This is a genomic window from Flavisphingomonas formosensis (genome assembly GCF_009755815.1).
Lineage (GTDB): Bacteria > Pseudomonadota > Alphaproteobacteria > Sphingomonadales > Sphingomonadaceae > Flavisphingomonas > Flavisphingomonas formosensis.
Genome location: NZ_WRPK01000007.1, coordinates 332,617 through 347,685, shown reverse-complemented (window position 1 = coordinate 347,685; position 15,069 = coordinate 332,617). Strand labels below are relative to the sequence as shown.

Sequence of the window (15,069 nt, the reverse complement as noted above, 5' to 3'; positions counted from 1 at the left end):
CATTGCTCGGGCTCACATCGGCGCGGCCTTGACGGCCCAGACATATGTCGGTCACGTTCGTCGCCGCCTTGCTCTTCGCCCTTTTTCTGACGCGCCAACGCCGCCGCAAGTCCAGTGGAACCCTCGCATGACGATTTTCAAGACGCTGATCGACGCCGATGCTCTGCATGCGCTGATCGAGGCCGGCGCGGTCAGCCTGTTCGATTGCGATTTCGACCTGGCCGATCCGCTGGCAGGCTCCAACGCCTATCGTTCGGGCCATATTCCCGGCGCGCAATATATGGATCTCGATCGCGACCTGTCCGCTCCGGCGGGGCCGCGCGGCCGCCATCCGCTTCCGGATCCGGAGGCGTTCGCCGCCACCATGCGCGCCGCCGGTCTCGTCCAGGGTCGGCAGGTCGTCGCCTATGACGCAGCGGGCGGCCCCTATGCCGCGCGCCTGTGGTGGCTGCTGCGCTGGCTCGGCCACGAAGCGGTCGCGGTGCTCGACGGCGGCAAGCAGGCCTGGGTCGCCGCGGGCCATCCGCTCGAAACGAGCGTACGGCCGGTTCCTGCCGGCGACTTCGCGGCCAGACCCGGCTCGCTCGGCGTGGTCGATGCGGAAGCGGTATTGGCCAATATTGCCAGCGGCGAGCGGCTCGTGCTCGATGCCCGTGCGCCCGAGCGCTTCGCCGGCCAGCCCAATCCGCTCGATCCGGTCGCCGGCCACATACCGGGAGCGCGCAATCGCTTCTTCAAGGCCAATCTGCGCGAGGACGGACGCTTCCAAGCCGCAGAGGCGCTGCGCAAGGCCTTTGCGGAGCTGATCGGGGAGCGCTCGCCCGAAGCGGTGATCCTCCAATGCGGCTCGGGCGTGACCGCCTGCCACAATGCGCTGGCGATGGAGATTGCCGGACTTGGGGGCGCCTCCCTTTATCCGGGCTCCTGGTCGGAGTGGATCGTCGACCCGCGAAGGCCGGTCGAGACGGATCGACGGTAACCCTGCAATCGGAAAATCGCAGCGCCATAGGGCGAAGCGAATGCTGCCGCTGTGCATCTTCGACGACGGCAAGGCGACCCGGCTGACCCGGCCGAAGGAGGCCGCGGTGGCCGCCATCCTGCCACGACGTAACAAAGAACATCTGCGCGTAGCATTCTCTCCCATATCCTCCGCATAGGGAAGTATTCGACATCCATCGAGCCGCATTCCCGCAGCAGCCCTTGCCTCCCTCTACGACGTCGGATAGCCTTCCCGACAAGCCCGGGCGCCACGCGCACCGGGCAGGGCCACAGAGCCGAGGGATCTTCGTTCATCGGGATTCTGATTGGAGAGAGACATGTCTGGCGTGCTCATCAAAGGCGGCACCGTGATCGATGGCACCGGCGCCCCATCCATTTCCGCGGACGTCCGCGTCTCCGGTAGCATCATCACCGAAATCGGGCCGGACCTGGCGCCGCGCGCGGGCGAGCAAGTGGTGGACGCCACCGGTTGCTACGTGACCCCCGGCTTCATCGAGAGCCATACCCATTATGACGCCACCATGTGGTGGCAGCCCGATCTCGATCCGCTGCCCGGCAACGGCACGACCACGGTCATCCTCGGCAATTGCGGCTTCACCGCTGCCCCCCTCTCGCGTGACAAGGCCGCGCAGTTGGAGATGGTGAAGATTTTCTCCTTCTTCGAGGATATCCCGCTGAAGCCGTTTCTGCAGAACGTGCCGTGGGATTGGGAGAAATGGTCCGAATATAAGGCGTCGATGCAGCGCAACATCAAGCTCCCGGCGAACCACGCCGCCTATGTCGGCCATATCGCGCTGCGTATGGCGGCGATGGGTCTGGAAGCCTGGGACCGCGCCGCGACACCCGCCGAGATCGCCCGCATGGCCGAGCTGTTGGAAGATGCGCTCTCCGCCGGCGCGCTGGGGCTTTCCACCAACCTCAGCGATCATGACGGCGACGATCGCCCCATCCCGACCTTGAACGCGGACGACGCCGAATTCAGCGCGCTGTTCGACGTGCTGGAGCGTCACCCCGGCACCACCTACCAGGTGATAGTCGACGTGTTCATGCGGATGACCGGGCCCCGCGAGCTGGAGCGGCTTGAACGGCTGACCAAGGGCCGCAAGCTGCGTATGCAGATCGCCGGCGGCGTGCCGTCGCTCGAATATCAGCGGCCGATGCGCGAGCAGATGCAGCCCCGCGTCGAGCGGATGCAGGCCGAAGGCTATGATCTGTGGCCGACGGCGGCGCATGTCTCGCCCACCAGCACGCTGAGCCTCACCAAGTCGCTCATCTTCGCCCAGTCGAACGACTATGTCTGGCACGAGGTGGTGCTGGCGCCGACCCATGAGGAAAAGGCGGCGCTGCTCGCCGATCCGGACTGGCGCGCGCGGGCGCGCGACAGCTGGGACACCAAGGCCTGGGCGCATTCGCCGATGAACAATCCGCAGGATCTCAACCTGATCGATTCGGAGAATGGCGTCGGGCCGGTCGGCATCACGCTACAGCAATTCGCCGAGGAGCGAGGCCTGCACCGGTCAGACGCGATGGCCCAGTGGATTCTGGAAAATGGCACCAAGTCCACCGTCCACATGTCCCCCTTCCCCAAGGACGAACAGCTGACTGCGAAGCTGATGCATGACCGGCAGTCGATCGGCAACGTCTCGGACGCCGGCGCACATCTCCAGATGCTGTGCGGGGGAGGCGAGAATATCCTGCTTTTCACCAAATATGTCGCCGGCGGCCTGATCTCGCTGGAGCAGGCGATCCACGTGCTGACCGGCAAGCTTGCGGGCTTCTTCGGCCTCACCGAGATCGGCGAGATCAAGGTCGGCAAGCGCGCGGACATCGTCGTCTTCAACCTCGACGAGATCGCCTATCGCCCGATGATCAAGGCGTTCGACGTGCCGGACGGCGAAGGGGGTACCACCTGGCGCTTCACCCGCCCGCCCGCGCCGATGCGGCTCACGCTGGTCAACGGCATCGCTACCTTCGACGGCGAACGCTACACCGGCGCGACGCCGGGCGAATATCTGCCGCCCAAGGCAGTCGAGGAGGCCAACCGGGCATTGGAGGCCGCCGAATGACCTTGCGCCCTCTCCCAAGCGAGCCCAGGGCATTCACAAATCATTGACGGGAGATTTTTCCTTTTCGTCATCCCGGAATGATCCGGGATGATGAAAAAAGTCCACCAAGATGCGAGAGCAGGATCGCCGAGCGGAGGCTTGCCCTCTTCATCGTCCGAAGTGCGAGGCAGGAATCAACCGTGCGCGAGGAGAAGCCGGCTCGCGGCAGCAGAGGCGACGACTTACCAAATCGGCTCAGTTCGACGCCGTTCGCCCGGTCATCTCGACGGCCGCCCTCAGGCGGCGATCCCGTCCTTCCCGGTGGCCATGGTGTCGGCCACGTCCCGGAATGTGCGAGCGACGGCGCCGAGATAGACGATCATCTTCGTTGCGTAGACCCACTCGATCATGTCACGGCCCGCGTCGCTGAAGCAAACGGCACCTTCGTCAAATTGGATGAGCCCAGCCTGTTCGCCGGCGCGGAACAGGCGGCGTACGTGGACGCGTGAAACGCGAAAGCGTCGCGCCGCGGTTGCCGCGACGAAAGGAATCTTGCCTTCCGGCGGAAAGCTGTCGCCCGGCGCTTGGCTCACAAGCTGATTGAGGATTTGAGTACCCGCATGGCGATGCGAGAAAATCTCGAAATAATTGTCGACATCGTGTCCCTGGGCGGTGCTGTTCAAAAACCCTTGCGTCAAATGGCGGACGAAGATGGCGACGGCAGCGGGTTCGTCGAAGGCGACGGCAACGCGCGCCGCGGCCGGGGCGATCCATGCAGTAGCTTCGACGACCTGACGGAGATGAGCCGCGTAGGTGCGTTGGAATTTGGCTGTCGGCAGATAAACCGCCGGGGAGCCGGCTGCCCGTACCTGTCTCAGTTCGACGAACCCGAGATAGCGCATGTAAATGAGCAGAGCGCGCGCGCGGCCAGGGCTGGCCAGATGGAGTTTCGCCATCAGCTCCTTCAGGCGCGGCAGGGTGATGCCGCCGGAGCCGTGGAGCAACGCGGTGCATAAGGCGGCGACCTTACGACCTGCATCCTTGAAGATCCCATGCAGCGCGGGGTCGGCGTCGGCGGTTTCGAGCATCGTCCGTGCAAGCCAGCGGACGGCGCCGGGATAATTGGGATCCGCCCTCAGGCGCTCATAGCTCTCTGGCGGGATGATCGCGCCGGTGTCCCAAGCCAGCAATTCGGCACGCTCGTCTCCATTCATTTCGGCTGGTCCAAAGCGACTGTCCTTGCCAAGGATATGCATTGCCCTGTCGCGCGGAGAATTCGGTCGGCACCAAGCGAGCCTGCCAACTGCCCGCCGATTATGCAAGCATTGGGCGCCTGCAAGCTTTCCATGGCGAGTTGGCTCACAACGAGCGCGCCGCTCCGTTCCGAGCGGCTGTGAGACGGCCTGAAAATGGCTGATGGTCGGGGAGCCAGGGATACCAATATGAATCAACTTATTGATTTCACTATATTTTTAACCCCGCGAAATCTCTGAATCCAACTTTCCGAACCAAAACTCACTGAGCTGCAGGGAGCTTTTTAGAGAATTTTCCGAAGCAAGCGCAATTTGGGATGGAGTGTTCTCGAGTCACGACAAGCGTTCCACATGGCTGCTTTGCGGCTGGGTACAGGTACCGTCATCGGGAACGCGCGGAGCGAACTTATTACGGCGAGTTGCTGACCTCGATCCGCGACGAGTTCGAAGCCCATGACGACTCGTGCGCAGGCCGCATCCGGGATCTACCGGCAGCCAGCCTATAACAGTTGCTGCGACCACCATTGTCCCCGGTGCCAGGGCGCGGCGGCGCGCGCCTGGCATGCCGAGCGCGAGCCCGGACCTCCTGCCGGTCTACCTCGTCTTCACGGTGCCCACGAGGTCGCCGACACCGCATATCAAAACAGGGCAGCGATCCACGCCTGCTATCCCAAGCAGCGTCCGAGACAATGGCCACCACCACTCAGACCCCCAACACCTCTGCGCCCACATCGGCATGATCACAGCGCTCCCTTGCCCTTCGGCAGGAGCGTTCAGCATCAACCCTCACCGAACGATACCAAGGACAGCCCTTCCCGGCCAAAAAAGTCGATATTGCATTCAATATAAGGCAGTTCTCTATCTTTTTTAGCTTTGATCGCTTCCTTTACCCGTCTATCGCATGCATGACCTGACGGAGAGGCGACATGGAGTTGAATGAAGGGATTGCCGCGATTGTCACCGGCGGAGCGTCCGGCCTCGGCGAGGCCTGCGCTAGGGCGCTGGCCGCGACCGGTGTCAAGGTAACGATCTTCGACCTGAACGCCGAACGCGGCGCGCAGGTCGCGGAGGAGATCAGGGGCCATTATTGCACGGTGGACGTGACGTCCGAGGAGTCGGTGAAAGCCGGCTTCGAGCAGGCGCGTGCTGCCCAAGGCCAGGAGCGCATCCTGGTGAGTTGCGCCGGCGGCGGCACATCCGCCAAGATCATCCGTCGCAACAAGGAGACCGGAACCGTCGAACCCATGGCGCTCGACCGCTTCTCCAAAATCGTCGCGCTCAACCTCATGAGCGCCTTTCAGTGCGCAGCGCATGCCGCTGCCGGCATGGCAATGCTGGAGCTGCTTGGCGGCGAGCGCGGGGTGATCGTCAACACTGCGTCGGCGGCCGCCCAGGACGGACAGATCGGCCAAGTCGCCTATGCCGCGGCCAAGGCTGGGATCGTCGGCATGACGCTTCCTATCGCGCGCGACCTTTCGTCGGAGGCGATCCGCGTGAACGCTATCATGCCTGGCATCTTCGCCACCCCACCGATGCTCGCCATGCCGGAGGATTTCCGGGCCATGCTCGGGAAATCGGTGCCCTTCCCGAGCCGCCTCGGCGCGCCCGAGGAGTTCGCCTCGATGGTACTGGAAATCTGTCGCAACACCTATCTCAACGGCGAGGTGATCCGGCTGGACGGCGCCATCCGCATGCCGCCGCGCTGAGCCGCGCACCCTTCTTTCAATCGACAGGATACCCGATGACAACAGCCTATATCGTGGCCGCCGCCCGCACCGCTGGCGGGCGCCGCAACGGCCGGCTCAAGGACTGGCACCCGGCCGATCTGGCCGGCACGCTGATCGACGCATTGCTCGACCGGACCGGGATCGATCCCGCCGCCATAGAAGACGTGGTGATGGGCTGCGTCACCCAGGTCGGCGAGCAGGCATTCAACGTCGCGCGCCAGGCAATCCTCTCGTCACGGTTGTCCGAGACCGTGCCGGGCGTGACCGTCGATCGCCAGTGCGGCTCCTCGCAGCAGGCGATCCATTTCGCCGCTCAGGCGGTCATGTCCGGCACTGCCGACGCGGTGATCGCGCTGGGTGTCGAGAGCATGACCCGTGTGCCCATGAACTCGGCGTATCTGTTGCCTCACGAGAAGGGCATGGGCGGGCCGATCAGCCCGGTGATGCTCGAACGGCGTCCGGGCTTCGCCTACAACCAGTTCAAGGGCGCGGAGATGATGGCGTCCAAATATGGCTTTGAGCGCGCGGATATGGATGCGCTGGCGCTGGAAAGCCACAAGCGCGCAGCCCGAGCCGCGAATGAGGGCCTGTTCCGCGGCGAAATCCTACCGATCGCTATCGCCGATGCGGACGGCAATCCGGCCGTGCATGACGTCGACGAAGGCATCCGCTTCGACGCGACGATCGAGTCGATCGGCTCGGTGCGCACCGTGATCGAAGGCGGCCGGATCAGCGCCGCCACTTCCAGCCAGATCTGCGACGGCGCGGCCGGCGTACTGATCGTCAGCGAGGCGGCGCTCCAGGCGCATGGCCTGACGCCGCTGGCCCGGATCCATCATATGAGCGTGCTCGGCGGCGATCCCGAGATCATGCTGGAAACGCCGATCACTGCCACCTTGCGCGCGCTCGACCGCGCAGGCCTCTCGATCGGCGACATCGATCTCTACGAGGTGAACGAGGCCTTCGCCTCGGTGCCACTCGCTTGGACCAAGGCGGTGGGCGCCGATCCGGAACGGCTGAACGTGCATGGCGGCGCGATTGCGCTCGGCCATCCGATGGGCGCGTCCGGCGCCAAGCTGGCCACCACGCTGATCCACGCGTTACGCCGGCGCAAGCTGCGCTATGGGTTGCAGACGATGTGCGAAGGCGGCGGCCTGGCGAATGTGACGATCTTCGAGGCGCTCTAGCACTCCCCCTCTCCCCTTCGGGGAGGGGATTATGCCTCACTCAATCCCGCCGGAGCAGCATGCACGCCCCGAGCGGGCCGCCACCGGTACCGACCACCGCCGTCCGCACCTGCTTCGCGATCTGCCGATCCCCGCCCTGCCCTCGCATCTGCAGACAGGCTTCGTGCAGATAGCCATAGCCATGCGCGCGGCCCTCGGAGAGCTGCCCGCCCGACGTGTTGAGCGGCAGTGCCCCGTTCAGCGCGATCCGCTCGCCGCCCTCGATGAACGCGCCGCTCTCACCCTTCCCGCAGAAGCCGAGCGCTTCCAGCCACAGCATCGTCAGGATGCTGAAGCCGTCATAGAGCTGCGCGGTGTCCACGTCGTCGGGGCGCAGGTCAGTGCGGGACCACATCATCGCCGCCGCGTCGAACGCCGCCATCGTCGTCAGGTCGGCGCGTTGATCCCACGAGTCGCGGCCGTGCAGCGCCGAGCCGATCGCTTCGATATGGATCGGCGGATGCCGCAGATCGGCGGCATGATCGGCATGCGAGAAGATGATCGCGGTCGAGGCATCGACCGGCACGTCGCAATCATAGAGACAGAGTGGCGTCGAGATCATCCGCGACGCGAGATAGTCGTCCAGGCCAAGCGGACCGCGATAGACCGCCTTGGGATTGCGCGCCGCGTTCAGCCGGCAATTCAACGGGATCTGCGCCATCTGCTCACGCGTCGTGCCATAGTCATGGAAATGGCGCTGGGCATAGAGGCCTACCCAGTTGGCTGCCGACATCGCGCCAAACGGAAGCTGCCACTGGAAGCGGGCGTCGGGCACGCGCGGCACGGCGAAGGCCGTGCCGCTGCCGGTCTGCAGCCGGGTCGTCGCCTCATGCACCGTGCGGAAGACGATGACGTGGCGGGCCAGACCGGCATGGATCGCGTTGATCGCATTGAAAGCGGATACGAACTGCGCCGATCCTTCCACCCCGCTGGAGAAATAATTGACCTCAAGGCCCAGCGCCTCCTTGAGGTCGCTGGCGCCGACCGGCCCGAAGCCGGGATCGCTGGCCATGCGTCCCGGCCAGGTTGCGACGCCGTCGATATCACGGACCGTGAGACCGGCATCGTCGACCGCCGCGAGCGCCGCGTCGATGGTCAGAACCAGCGCCGATTTCCGCGACGGCCGCGCGATCTCGGACTGACCGATGCCACTGATGACGACCGACTTCTCCCCGAACCGGCTCATTCCCCCGTCTCCCCGTCCGGCTCGAACAAAGGCAACCAGATATCCTCGTGCCGCTCGAACAGCACGCGCACTCTCTGCCCGATTGCCGCCGCCTCGATCGGCTGATTGACGAGATTGGTGGTGATCCGGATGTCGGGCTGTTCCTCGAGCTCGATCAGTGCGATCACGAACGGCACGCGCATGTCCGGCAACCAGCGCTGATGGTTGACCGTGAAGCTGGCGACCGTGCCGCGGCCGGACACGCGCACCGGCGCAATCTCGCGGCTGAGGCAATGCGGGCAGATCGGCTGGGGCGGATGGACATAGCGCGTACAGGCCGAACAGCGCGCGATCATCAGCGCGCCGTCCTCGCCGCCTGTCCAGAAGGGCGTGGTCTCCGGGGTCAGGACGGGCAGTGGTGCGTCATTGGCCAGCATGGTCATCCTCCCGACGATCGCGCACCCGCTCGGCGAAGGCGAGCAGGTCCGATCCGAAGCGGTCGTTGCGGTCACCCGCCACCATATGGCGTGCGCCGGCGACGTCGACCGTATGTCCGTCGCGAAACAGCGCCATGAAGGCCGCGGCAACCTCCGCCGTCACCAATTCGCTCCGCGCGCCGCGGACCAGCAGCGCAGGGGCGGTGATCCGGCCAGCCGCGCGCTCCAGCCGCCGGCTCGTGCTTTCGGGGTCCAGCGGACGCGCGATCGTCGCCGGATCCCAGTGCCAGTAGAAGCGACCGTCCGCACGGCTGCGTAGATTTTTGGCGATGCCGTCCAGGTCGCGCGGCTTCGGGCGATGCGGCAAATAGGCACCGATCGCATTGGCCGCCTGTTCCATCGTGTCGAAGCCGCTCGCGGTGCGGCGCATGAAGCCCAATATCCCCTCCACGCCCTCGGGCCGCAGATGGGGCGAGACATCGACCAGGCAGAGGCCCGCAATCGGCAGGCAAGGCTCCTCGCCAGCCGCGAGCAGCGAGGCGATGCCGCCGAGCGACGCGCCCACCAGCACCGGCGGCGCATCGAAGGTCGCTGCGAGCAGCCGCAGATCCTCGGCATAATCCTCGATCGCGTAAAGGCCGTCCTGCGCCCAGCCGCTGTCGCCATGGCCGCGCAGGTCGAGCGCGTGGATGCGGAATCCCGCCTCGGCGAGCCGCTCCGCCGTCCGCCCCCAGGCATGCCGCGTCTGCCCGCCACCGTGCGACAGGATCACTGGAAAGCCGTCGGCCGGTCCATGGAGCTCGCCTTGGATGGCGAGCCCACCGGCTCCGGGAAAGGCGATGGACAGGGGATCGGATTGCATGACCCATGCGTAGCGGCATCACATTTTGCATGCAATCTTGTTGTTTGCGTGGTGATGCTGTGCTTTATGCGCGCTATCGGTGGCGGGGCGGGCGATGGAACATCAGGGCAGAACGGCATTCATCACCGGCGGCGCACGCGGCCTCGGATTCGGGTTCGCGAAGGCGCTGGCGGCGGAGGGCGCGCGCATCGCGATCGCCGACATCGACGCGGCCGAGGGCGAGCGAGCCGCGGCACGGTTGCGCGAGCGCGGCGCCGAGGCGATCGCATTGGCCTGCGACGTGGCGAACGAGGAGTCGGTAGACGAAGCCATCGTGGCGGCCGAGGCGGGGCTCGGCGGGGTCGACATCCTTATCAATAACGCCGGCCTGCTGACCCGCCATTATAGCAGGGATTTCAGCGCCCTGCCCCGCGCCGACATCCGCGCCTGCCTGGACGTCAATATCATGGGCGTAATCAATTGCGCGGTTTCGGCGCGCAAATCCATGGCGCGGCGCGGCGGCGGCACGATCGTCAACATCGCCTCGATCGCGGGCTATTCGGTGGCTGGCGCCTATGGCCTCTCCAAGTTGGCGGTGCGCGGCCTGACCATCAGCCTAGCGCGCGAGTTCGCGCCCGACGGGATTCGCGTGAACGGCGTGGCGCCCGGCCTGATGGCGACCGACACCGTGATGGCCGATCTGCCCCGCGAGATGGTCGATCATTTCGTCAACGACCTGCAGCTCATCAAGCGCCAGGGCCAGCCGCAGGACATCGTCGATGCCGTGCTGTTCCTCTGCTCGTCTCGAGCCGGTTTCATCACCGGCGAAACGATCAAGGTCGCCGGCGGCTTTCCGCTAGAGGTATGACCGCCTCAATGTGGTATTGCATGCAAAGGGTTGGAGCTGGGCAGCGCAAGGAGAGGGAGGGCAAACGCGTGAAGACCGGTCTTATCCAAGGATTACGACGCGCCGTGCAGATCCGCCCGGCCGGTATCGCGCTGATCGATGGCGAACGCCGCTTCACCTGGACCGAACTCTCTGGCCGCATAGCGCGGCTCGCGGGCGCCTTTCGGACGCTGGGCCTCGCGCCGGGCGATCGAGTCGCGCTGCTCGCGCTCAACAGCCACCGGTCACTGGAGACCGGCTTCGCCGCGCTGCTGGCCGGCGGCGTCCTGGCGCCGCTCAACCATCGCCTCTCGACCGCCGAGATCGCGGCTCAGCTGGCCGACAGCGAGCCGGTGCTGCTGGTCATCGGCCCCGAATTTCTGCCACAACTCGAGGCGCTGCGCGGCGCCTGCCCGGCGATCGCGGCAGTGCTGCTCAGCGGCGATGGCGAAGTCCCGACGGGCCTGCACAGCTATGACCGCGCGCTCGCCGCGGCCTCCCCGCTCACCGATGCCGGCCGCGGCGGCGACGATCTCGCCTGCCTCTTCTACACTGGCGGCACGACCGGCGCGCCGAAGGGCGTGATGCTCAGCCACGCCAACATCCTCGCCAACTCCGTCAATTTCATCGCCCATATCGGCATGGACGAGGAGACGGTACACCTCCACTGCGGCCCACTCTTCCATGTCGCGGCTGCCGTCCGACTGTTCTCGGTCACCCAGGCCGCCGGCACCCATGTCATGCTGCCCCGCTTCGCCCCACCGGAGGTGCTGGAAACGATCGAGCGCGCCGGCGTCACGCTTGCCACCTTCGTGCCGACGATGCTGCGCACGCTGCTCGACGACCCCAGCCTCGCCGCGCACGATCTCTCCAGCCTCCGGTACATCACCTATGGCGCGGCGCCGATGCCCGAGGTGCTGCTGCGCGAGGCGATGGAGAAGCTGCCGCACGTCCGCTTCGTCCAGTCCTATGGCATGACCGAGACCTCGCCGATCGCAACCATGCTCGGCTGGCGCGATCATCTGTCCGACGCGCGGGCCAAGGGCCGGCTCCGTTCGGCCGGGCGGCCCGCGCTGCTCGCGGACATCGCGATCCACGATCCCACCACCGGCCTCCCGGTCTCGACCGGGGACACCGGCGAGGTGGTGATTCGCGGGCCGATGGTGATGCGCGGTTATTGGCGCAAGCCCGAGGCGACCACCGAGGCGCTGCGCAACGGCTGGATGCACAGCGGAGATGTCGGCTTCCTCGACGCGGACGGCTATCTCCACATCGTCGACCGGCTGAAGGACGTGATCATCTCGGGCGGCGAGAACATCTATTCGCTCGAAGTGGAGAATGCGATAGCGTCGCACCCGGCTGTGCAGCAATGCGCAGTGTTCGGCCGTCCGGATCCAAAATGGGGCGAGGCCGTGCATGCCGTGGTCGTGCCGAAAACGGAGCAGGCGCTGACCGGCGACCAGGTCATCGCGCATTGCCGGACGCTGATCGCCGGTTTCAAATGCCCACGCTCGGTGGACATCCGCCTCGAGCCGCTGCCCTTGAGCGGCGCCAACAAGATATTGAAGACCGATCTGCGCCGCGCGCTGCTGGCAGCGGAAGCGGCGTCGTGACGGTCGTGGAGACGCCGGTCCTGCTGGCGATCCAGGACGGCATCGCGCGGATCACGCTCAACCGGCCCGAAAAGCTGAACGCCTTCTCGGTCGACATGCATGTTGCACTGATGGCGGCGCTCGACGAAGCCGAGTGCGTGGGCGCGCGCGTGATGCTGCTGACCGGCTCCGGCCGCGCCTTCTGCGCGGGGCAGGATCTCGGCGAGCGCGATGTCGAAAGCGATGCCCCGCTCGATCTCGGCGCCAATATCGACCGATGGTACAACCCGCTCGTCCGACGGCTGACCGATCTGCCCTTTCCCTGGGTCTGCGCGGTCAATGGCGTCGCCGCCGGCGCGGGCGCGAACATCGCCCTGCTCGCCGACCTGACCGTGGCGACCGCCGGCGCCCGGTTCGTGCAATCCTTCGCCCGCATCGGCCTGCTGCCGGACTGCGGCGGCACCTGGACTCTACCGCACCTCGTCGGCCAGCAGCGGGCGATGGCGATGGCACTCACCGGCATGCCGATCGGCGCCGCGCAGGCCGCCGAATGGGGCCTGATCTGGCGCGCGATCGACGATGCGGATTTCGAGCGTGAGGTTGAGGCGCTGGTGACCGGTCTCGCCGCCGCGCCGACGCGCGGGCTGGTCGAAACCAGGCGCGCGATCCGCCGCGCTGTGACGACGACACTGGACGAGCAACTCGACCACGAGCGCGACTTCCAGCGCCTGCTCGGGCAGACCCGGGACTATCGCGAGGGCGTTGCCGCATTCAAGGCGAAGCGCGCGGCGCATTTTATCGGAGAGTAGACCGTGACCGACTTTATCGAAGTACGCCGCGAGGGCCGCATGACTGTCTTCACCATCGCTCGCCCGGAGGCGATGAACGCGCTCAATGCGCCGGCCCATTTCGAAATGGCAGCGAAGCTCGACACCTTCGCGACCGATCCCGACCAATGGCTGGCGATCGTCACCGGCGCGGGCGAACGGGCGTTCTGCGCCGGCAACGACCTCAAGCAGCAACTCGCGCCACGCGAGCCGGTGGTGCCGCCAACCGGCTTCGGCGGGCTCACCAATCGCTTCGATCTGGACAAACCCGTGATCGCGGCGGTCAACGGCATGGCGCTGGGCGGCGGCTTCGAGCTGGCGCTGGCCTGCGACATCGTCGTCGCAGCGGAAAATGCGAGCTTCGCGCTGCCGGAGGTGAAGGTTGGCCTCGCTGCCATGGCCGGTGGACTACTGCGACTGCCGGCGCATGTCGGCCCGAAGCGGGCGATGGAGATGATCATGACCGCCCGGCGAATCTCAGCGCAGGAGGCGTTGGACCTCGGCATCGTCAACCGGGTGGTACCGGCCGGCGAGGCGCTTGCGGCTGCGCTGGCGCTGGCCGAGACCATCCTCACCGCCAGCCCGCTCGCGATCCGCGCGTCCAAGGCGGTGATGCGCCGCGCGCTGGAAGGCGACATTCGCGAGGCGATGACCGCGCATCTCGACTGGCCCGAGATCGTGGCGATGATGGGGTCGGACGATGCGAGGGAAGGCCCGCGGGCGTTTGCCGAGAAGCGGGCGCCGGCTTGGTCGGGGCGGTAACATCCCCGTCTTCCCAGCGAATGCCGGGATGACCGGATTATTTCGCTGCCCGCACCGTCATATGATCGATATTCGCCTGCCGCGGCAGCGTCAGCATCGAGACCAGCACATCGGCCTGCACGCGCACCGGGATCGCTTCACCCGCATAATGATCCAGCCCGGTCGCCTTGAGTGCCTCGTAGAAGCCCGCCTTGTTCTCGTCCGACCACAAGGCCGAGGATGAAGATTCCGCCATGAAGCCCGAGCGGAACACGCCGACACGGATGCCCTTGTAGCCGAGTTCGACGCGGAGCGCCGCGGACAGCCCCTCCAATCCCGCCTTGGTGGCGGCATAGACCGACAGATAGGGGAAAGGCATCGCGACCGATTCCGAGCTGACATTGACGATGTCGCCCCCGCCGCGGGCCAGCATGTGCGGCACGACCTCGCGGATGATCAGGATGGGGGCGAGCAGGTTGGTCTCCACCTCGCTGCGCGCATCCTCGTCGGGGATGCTGTCGATGGGATTGAGCAGGCACATCATCGCATTGTTGATGAGGATGTCGACGCCGCCGAACCGCTCGGCGATCGCGGCGACAGTCATGCCGATCGCCTCAGCCGAACGCAGATCGCAGGGAAAAGCGGCTGCATTGGGACCGAGCACGGCTGCGAGCGACTCGAGTTCCGGCCGGGACCGCGCCAACAGCGCGACGCGTGCGCCGGCGTCGACCAGGCTGGCGGCAATACTTCGGCCCAGGCCTTTCGACGCGCCGGTGACGATCGCCACCTTACCTGCCAGCGAATTCTGCATGATCCCTCTCCCTTCGATGTTAGCATGCAACTAATCACCCATCCACGGGATAACCAGCGGAATTTGACAAACAACCGCCGATATTCCATCATATTGCATGCAATAGAAGGTGAAGCGGGATGGAGAGGCAGGCTAACAAAGCGCTGGTCGAGCGCTATTTCAACGCCATCTCGGACGGCCGCACGGCGGACGCCTGGGCGATGCTGGCAGACGACGCGATCTGGACGGTGGGCGGCCACTCGCCGCTGACCGGCACCTACACCAAGCAGCAGCTTGCCGAGCTGACCGAACGCACCATCCTGGCGCGCCTCGCCACGCCGCTCCGTATCACGCTCCACCGCGTGATCGCGGAGGACGACAGCGTGGCGGCCGAGTTCAGCGGCGAGGCCAGCCGCGCGGACGGCCGCGTCTATGCCAACGACTATCTGTTCCTGTTCACCATCCGTGACGGCAAGCTGTGGCGCTGCACCGAATATCTCGACACGCTCCACTATGCCGACGTCATCCTGAACTGACCGA

General features: G+C 65.9%; 14 protein-coding genes and 1 pseudogene. 10 read left to right on the top strand and 5 right to left on the bottom strand.

Going from position 1 to position 15,069, the window contains the following annotated elements:
• The first annotated feature begins 127 nt into the window (after positions 1–127).
• Positions 128–979 carry a sulfurtransferase gene (locus GQY20_RS20360; RefSeq protein ID WP_157218968.1) on the top strand — a complete coding sequence of 284 codons (852 nt, stop codon included), beginning with the start codon at positions 128–130 and terminating at the stop codon, positions 977–979.
• 337 nt (positions 980–1,316) lie between these two features.
• Complete coding sequence (locus GQY20_RS20355; protein WP_157218967.1) at positions 1,317–3,065, top strand: N-acyl-D-amino-acid deacylase family protein; 1,749 nt, start codon at positions 1,317–1,319, stop codon at positions 3,063–3,065.
• Between the two features lie 275 nt (positions 3,066–3,340).
• On the opposite strand, the gene GQY20_RS20350 is transcribed toward GQY20_RS20355, so the two are convergent.
• A complete protein-coding gene (locus GQY20_RS20350) occupies positions 3,341–4,300 on the bottom strand; it encodes a hypothetical protein (RefSeq protein ID WP_198351084.1) in 960 nt (319 codons plus the stop codon).
• 495 nt (positions 4,301–4,795) lie between these two features.
• On the opposite strand from GQY20_RS20350, the pseudogene GQY20_RS33145 reads away from it, so the two are divergent.
• From GQY20_RS33145 to GQY20_RS20340, 3 genes and pseudogenes are all read left to right on the top strand, one after another.
• A pseudogene (locus GQY20_RS33145) lies at positions 4,796–5,087 on the top strand (transposase zinc-binding domain-containing protein); the annotation flags it as partial.
• Positions 5,088–5,223: 136 nt separating this feature from the next.
• Positions 5,224–6,003: an SDR family NAD(P)-dependent oxidoreductase gene (locus GQY20_RS20345; protein WP_157218965.1), complete on the top strand. Its 780-nt coding sequence runs from the start codon at positions 5,224–5,226 to the stop codon at positions 6,001–6,003.
• Between the two features lie 35 nt (positions 6,004–6,038).
• Positions 6,039–7,211 carry an acetyl-CoA C-acetyltransferase gene (locus GQY20_RS20340; RefSeq protein WP_157218964.1) on the top strand — a complete coding sequence of 391 codons (1,173 nt, stop codon included), beginning with the start codon at positions 6,039–6,041 and terminating at the stop codon, positions 7,209–7,211.
• A 40-nt stretch (positions 7,212–7,251) separates the two neighbouring features.
• Here GQY20_RS20340 and GQY20_RS20335 read toward each other — a convergent pair whose 3' ends face one another.
• Genes GQY20_RS20335 through GQY20_RS20330 form a run of 3 tightly spaced genes read right to left on the bottom strand, consistent with a single transcriptional unit; the run spans position 7,252 to position 9,714 of the window.
• Positions 7,252–8,436, bottom strand: coding sequence for a thiolase family protein (locus tag GQY20_RS20335; protein WP_198351083.1), 1,185 nt, complete (start codon positions 8,434–8,436; stop codon positions 7,252–7,254).
• On the bottom strand, positions 8,433–8,852 hold the full coding sequence (locus GQY20_RS32220) for a Zn-ribbon domain-containing OB-fold protein (protein ID WP_198351082.1): 420 nt from the start codon (positions 8,850–8,852) through the stop codon (positions 8,433–8,435). Before GQY20_RS32220 ends, GQY20_RS20335 begins: the two co-directional genes overlap by 4 nt.
• Positions 8,839–9,714: an alpha/beta fold hydrolase gene (locus GQY20_RS20330; RefSeq protein ID WP_157218963.1), complete on the bottom strand. Its 876-nt coding sequence runs from the start codon at positions 9,712–9,714 to the stop codon at positions 8,839–8,841. Before GQY20_RS20330 ends, GQY20_RS32220 begins: the two co-directional genes overlap by 14 nt.
• Before the next feature lie 94 nt (positions 9,715–9,808).
• Between GQY20_RS20330 and GQY20_RS20325 the strand changes: the two genes are divergently transcribed.
• The 4 genes from GQY20_RS20325 (at position 9,809) to GQY20_RS20310 (ending at position 13,760) form a co-directional block, all read left to right on the top strand.
• Positions 9,809–10,561 (top strand): SDR family NAD(P)-dependent oxidoreductase, encoded by a 753-nt coding sequence (locus GQY20_RS20325; protein WP_157218962.1) that lies wholly within the window; start codon positions 9,809–9,811, stop codon positions 10,559–10,561.
• 68 nt (positions 10,562–10,629) lie between these two features.
• Positions 10,630–12,192 carry an acyl-CoA synthetase gene (locus GQY20_RS20320; RefSeq protein WP_198351081.1) on the top strand — a complete coding sequence of 521 codons (1,563 nt, stop codon included), beginning with the start codon at positions 10,630–10,632 and terminating at the stop codon, positions 12,190–12,192.
• Entirely contained in the window at positions 12,189–12,980 is a 792-nt protein-coding gene (paaG, locus tag GQY20_RS20315; RefSeq protein WP_157218960.1) for a 2-(1,2-epoxy-1,2-dihydrophenyl)acetyl-CoA isomerase PaaG, read from the top strand. The genes GQY20_RS20320 and paaG overlap by 4 nt, the downstream gene beginning before the upstream one ends.
• 3 nt (positions 12,981–12,983) lie before the next feature.
• Positions 12,984–13,760 (top strand): enoyl-CoA hydratase-related protein, encoded by a 777-nt coding sequence (locus GQY20_RS20310; RefSeq protein ID WP_198351079.1) that lies wholly within the window; start codon positions 12,984–12,986, stop codon positions 13,758–13,760.
• A 37-nt stretch (positions 13,761–13,797) separates the two neighbouring features.
• Here GQY20_RS20310 and GQY20_RS20305 read toward each other — a convergent pair whose 3' ends face one another.
• Positions 13,798–14,550 carry an SDR family oxidoreductase gene (locus GQY20_RS20305; protein WP_157218959.1) on the bottom strand — a complete coding sequence of 251 codons (753 nt, stop codon included), beginning with the start codon at positions 14,548–14,550 and terminating at the stop codon, positions 13,798–13,800.
• A 119-nt stretch (positions 14,551–14,669) separates the two neighbouring features.
• On the opposite strand from GQY20_RS20305, the gene GQY20_RS20300 reads away from it, so the two are divergent.
• Positions 14,670–15,065, top strand: a complete 396-nt coding sequence (locus tag GQY20_RS20300; protein ID WP_157218958.1) for a nuclear transport factor 2 family protein — start codon at positions 14,670–14,672, stop codon at positions 15,063–15,065.
• Positions 15,066–15,069 lie beyond the last annotated feature (4 nt).

What these genes read in the sequence shown, in the direction of transcription:
- GQY20_RS20340 (WP_157218964.1), top strand. Translation starts at nt 6,039, where the DNA reads ATGACAACAGCCTATATCGTGGCCGCCGCCCGCACCGCTGGCGGGCGC.
- GQY20_RS20355 (WP_157218967.1), top strand. Translation starts at nt 1,317, where the DNA reads ATGTCTGGCGTGCTCATCAAAGGCGGCACCGTGATCGATGGCACCGGC.
- GQY20_RS20335 (WP_198351083.1), bottom strand. Translation starts at nt 8,436, where the DNA reads ATGAGCCGGTTCGGGGAGAAGTCGGTCGTCATCAGTGGCATCGGTCAG.
- GQY20_RS20325 (WP_157218962.1), top strand. Translation starts at nt 9,809, where the DNA reads ATGGAACATCAGGGCAGAACGGCATTCATCACCGGCGGCGCACGCGGC.
- GQY20_RS20305 (WP_157218959.1), bottom strand. Translation starts at nt 14,550, where the DNA reads ATGCAGAATTCGCTGGCAGGTAAGGTGGCGATCGTCACCGGCGCGTCG.
- GQY20_RS20345 (WP_157218965.1), top strand. Translation starts at nt 5,224, where the DNA reads ATGGAGTTGAATGAAGGGATTGCCGCGATTGTCACCGGCGGAGCGTCC.
- GQY20_RS20330 (WP_157218963.1), bottom strand. Translation starts at nt 9,714, where the DNA reads ATGCAATCCGATCCCCTGTCCATCGCCTTTCCCGGAGCCGGTGGGCTC.
- GQY20_RS32220 (WP_198351082.1), bottom strand. Translation starts at nt 8,852, where the DNA reads ATGCTGGCCAATGACGCACCACTGCCCGTCCTGACCCCGGAGACCACG.
- GQY20_RS20350 (WP_198351084.1), bottom strand. Translation starts at nt 4,300, where the DNA reads ATGCATATCCTTGGCAAGGACAGTCGCTTTGGACCAGCCGAAATGAAT.
- GQY20_RS20360 (WP_157218968.1), top strand. Translation starts at nt 128, where the DNA reads ATGACGATTTTCAAGACGCTGATCGACGCCGATGCTCTGCATGCGCTG.
- GQY20_RS20300 (WP_157218958.1), top strand. Translation starts at nt 14,670, where the DNA reads ATGGAGAGGCAGGCTAACAAAGCGCTGGTCGAGCGCTATTTCAACGCC.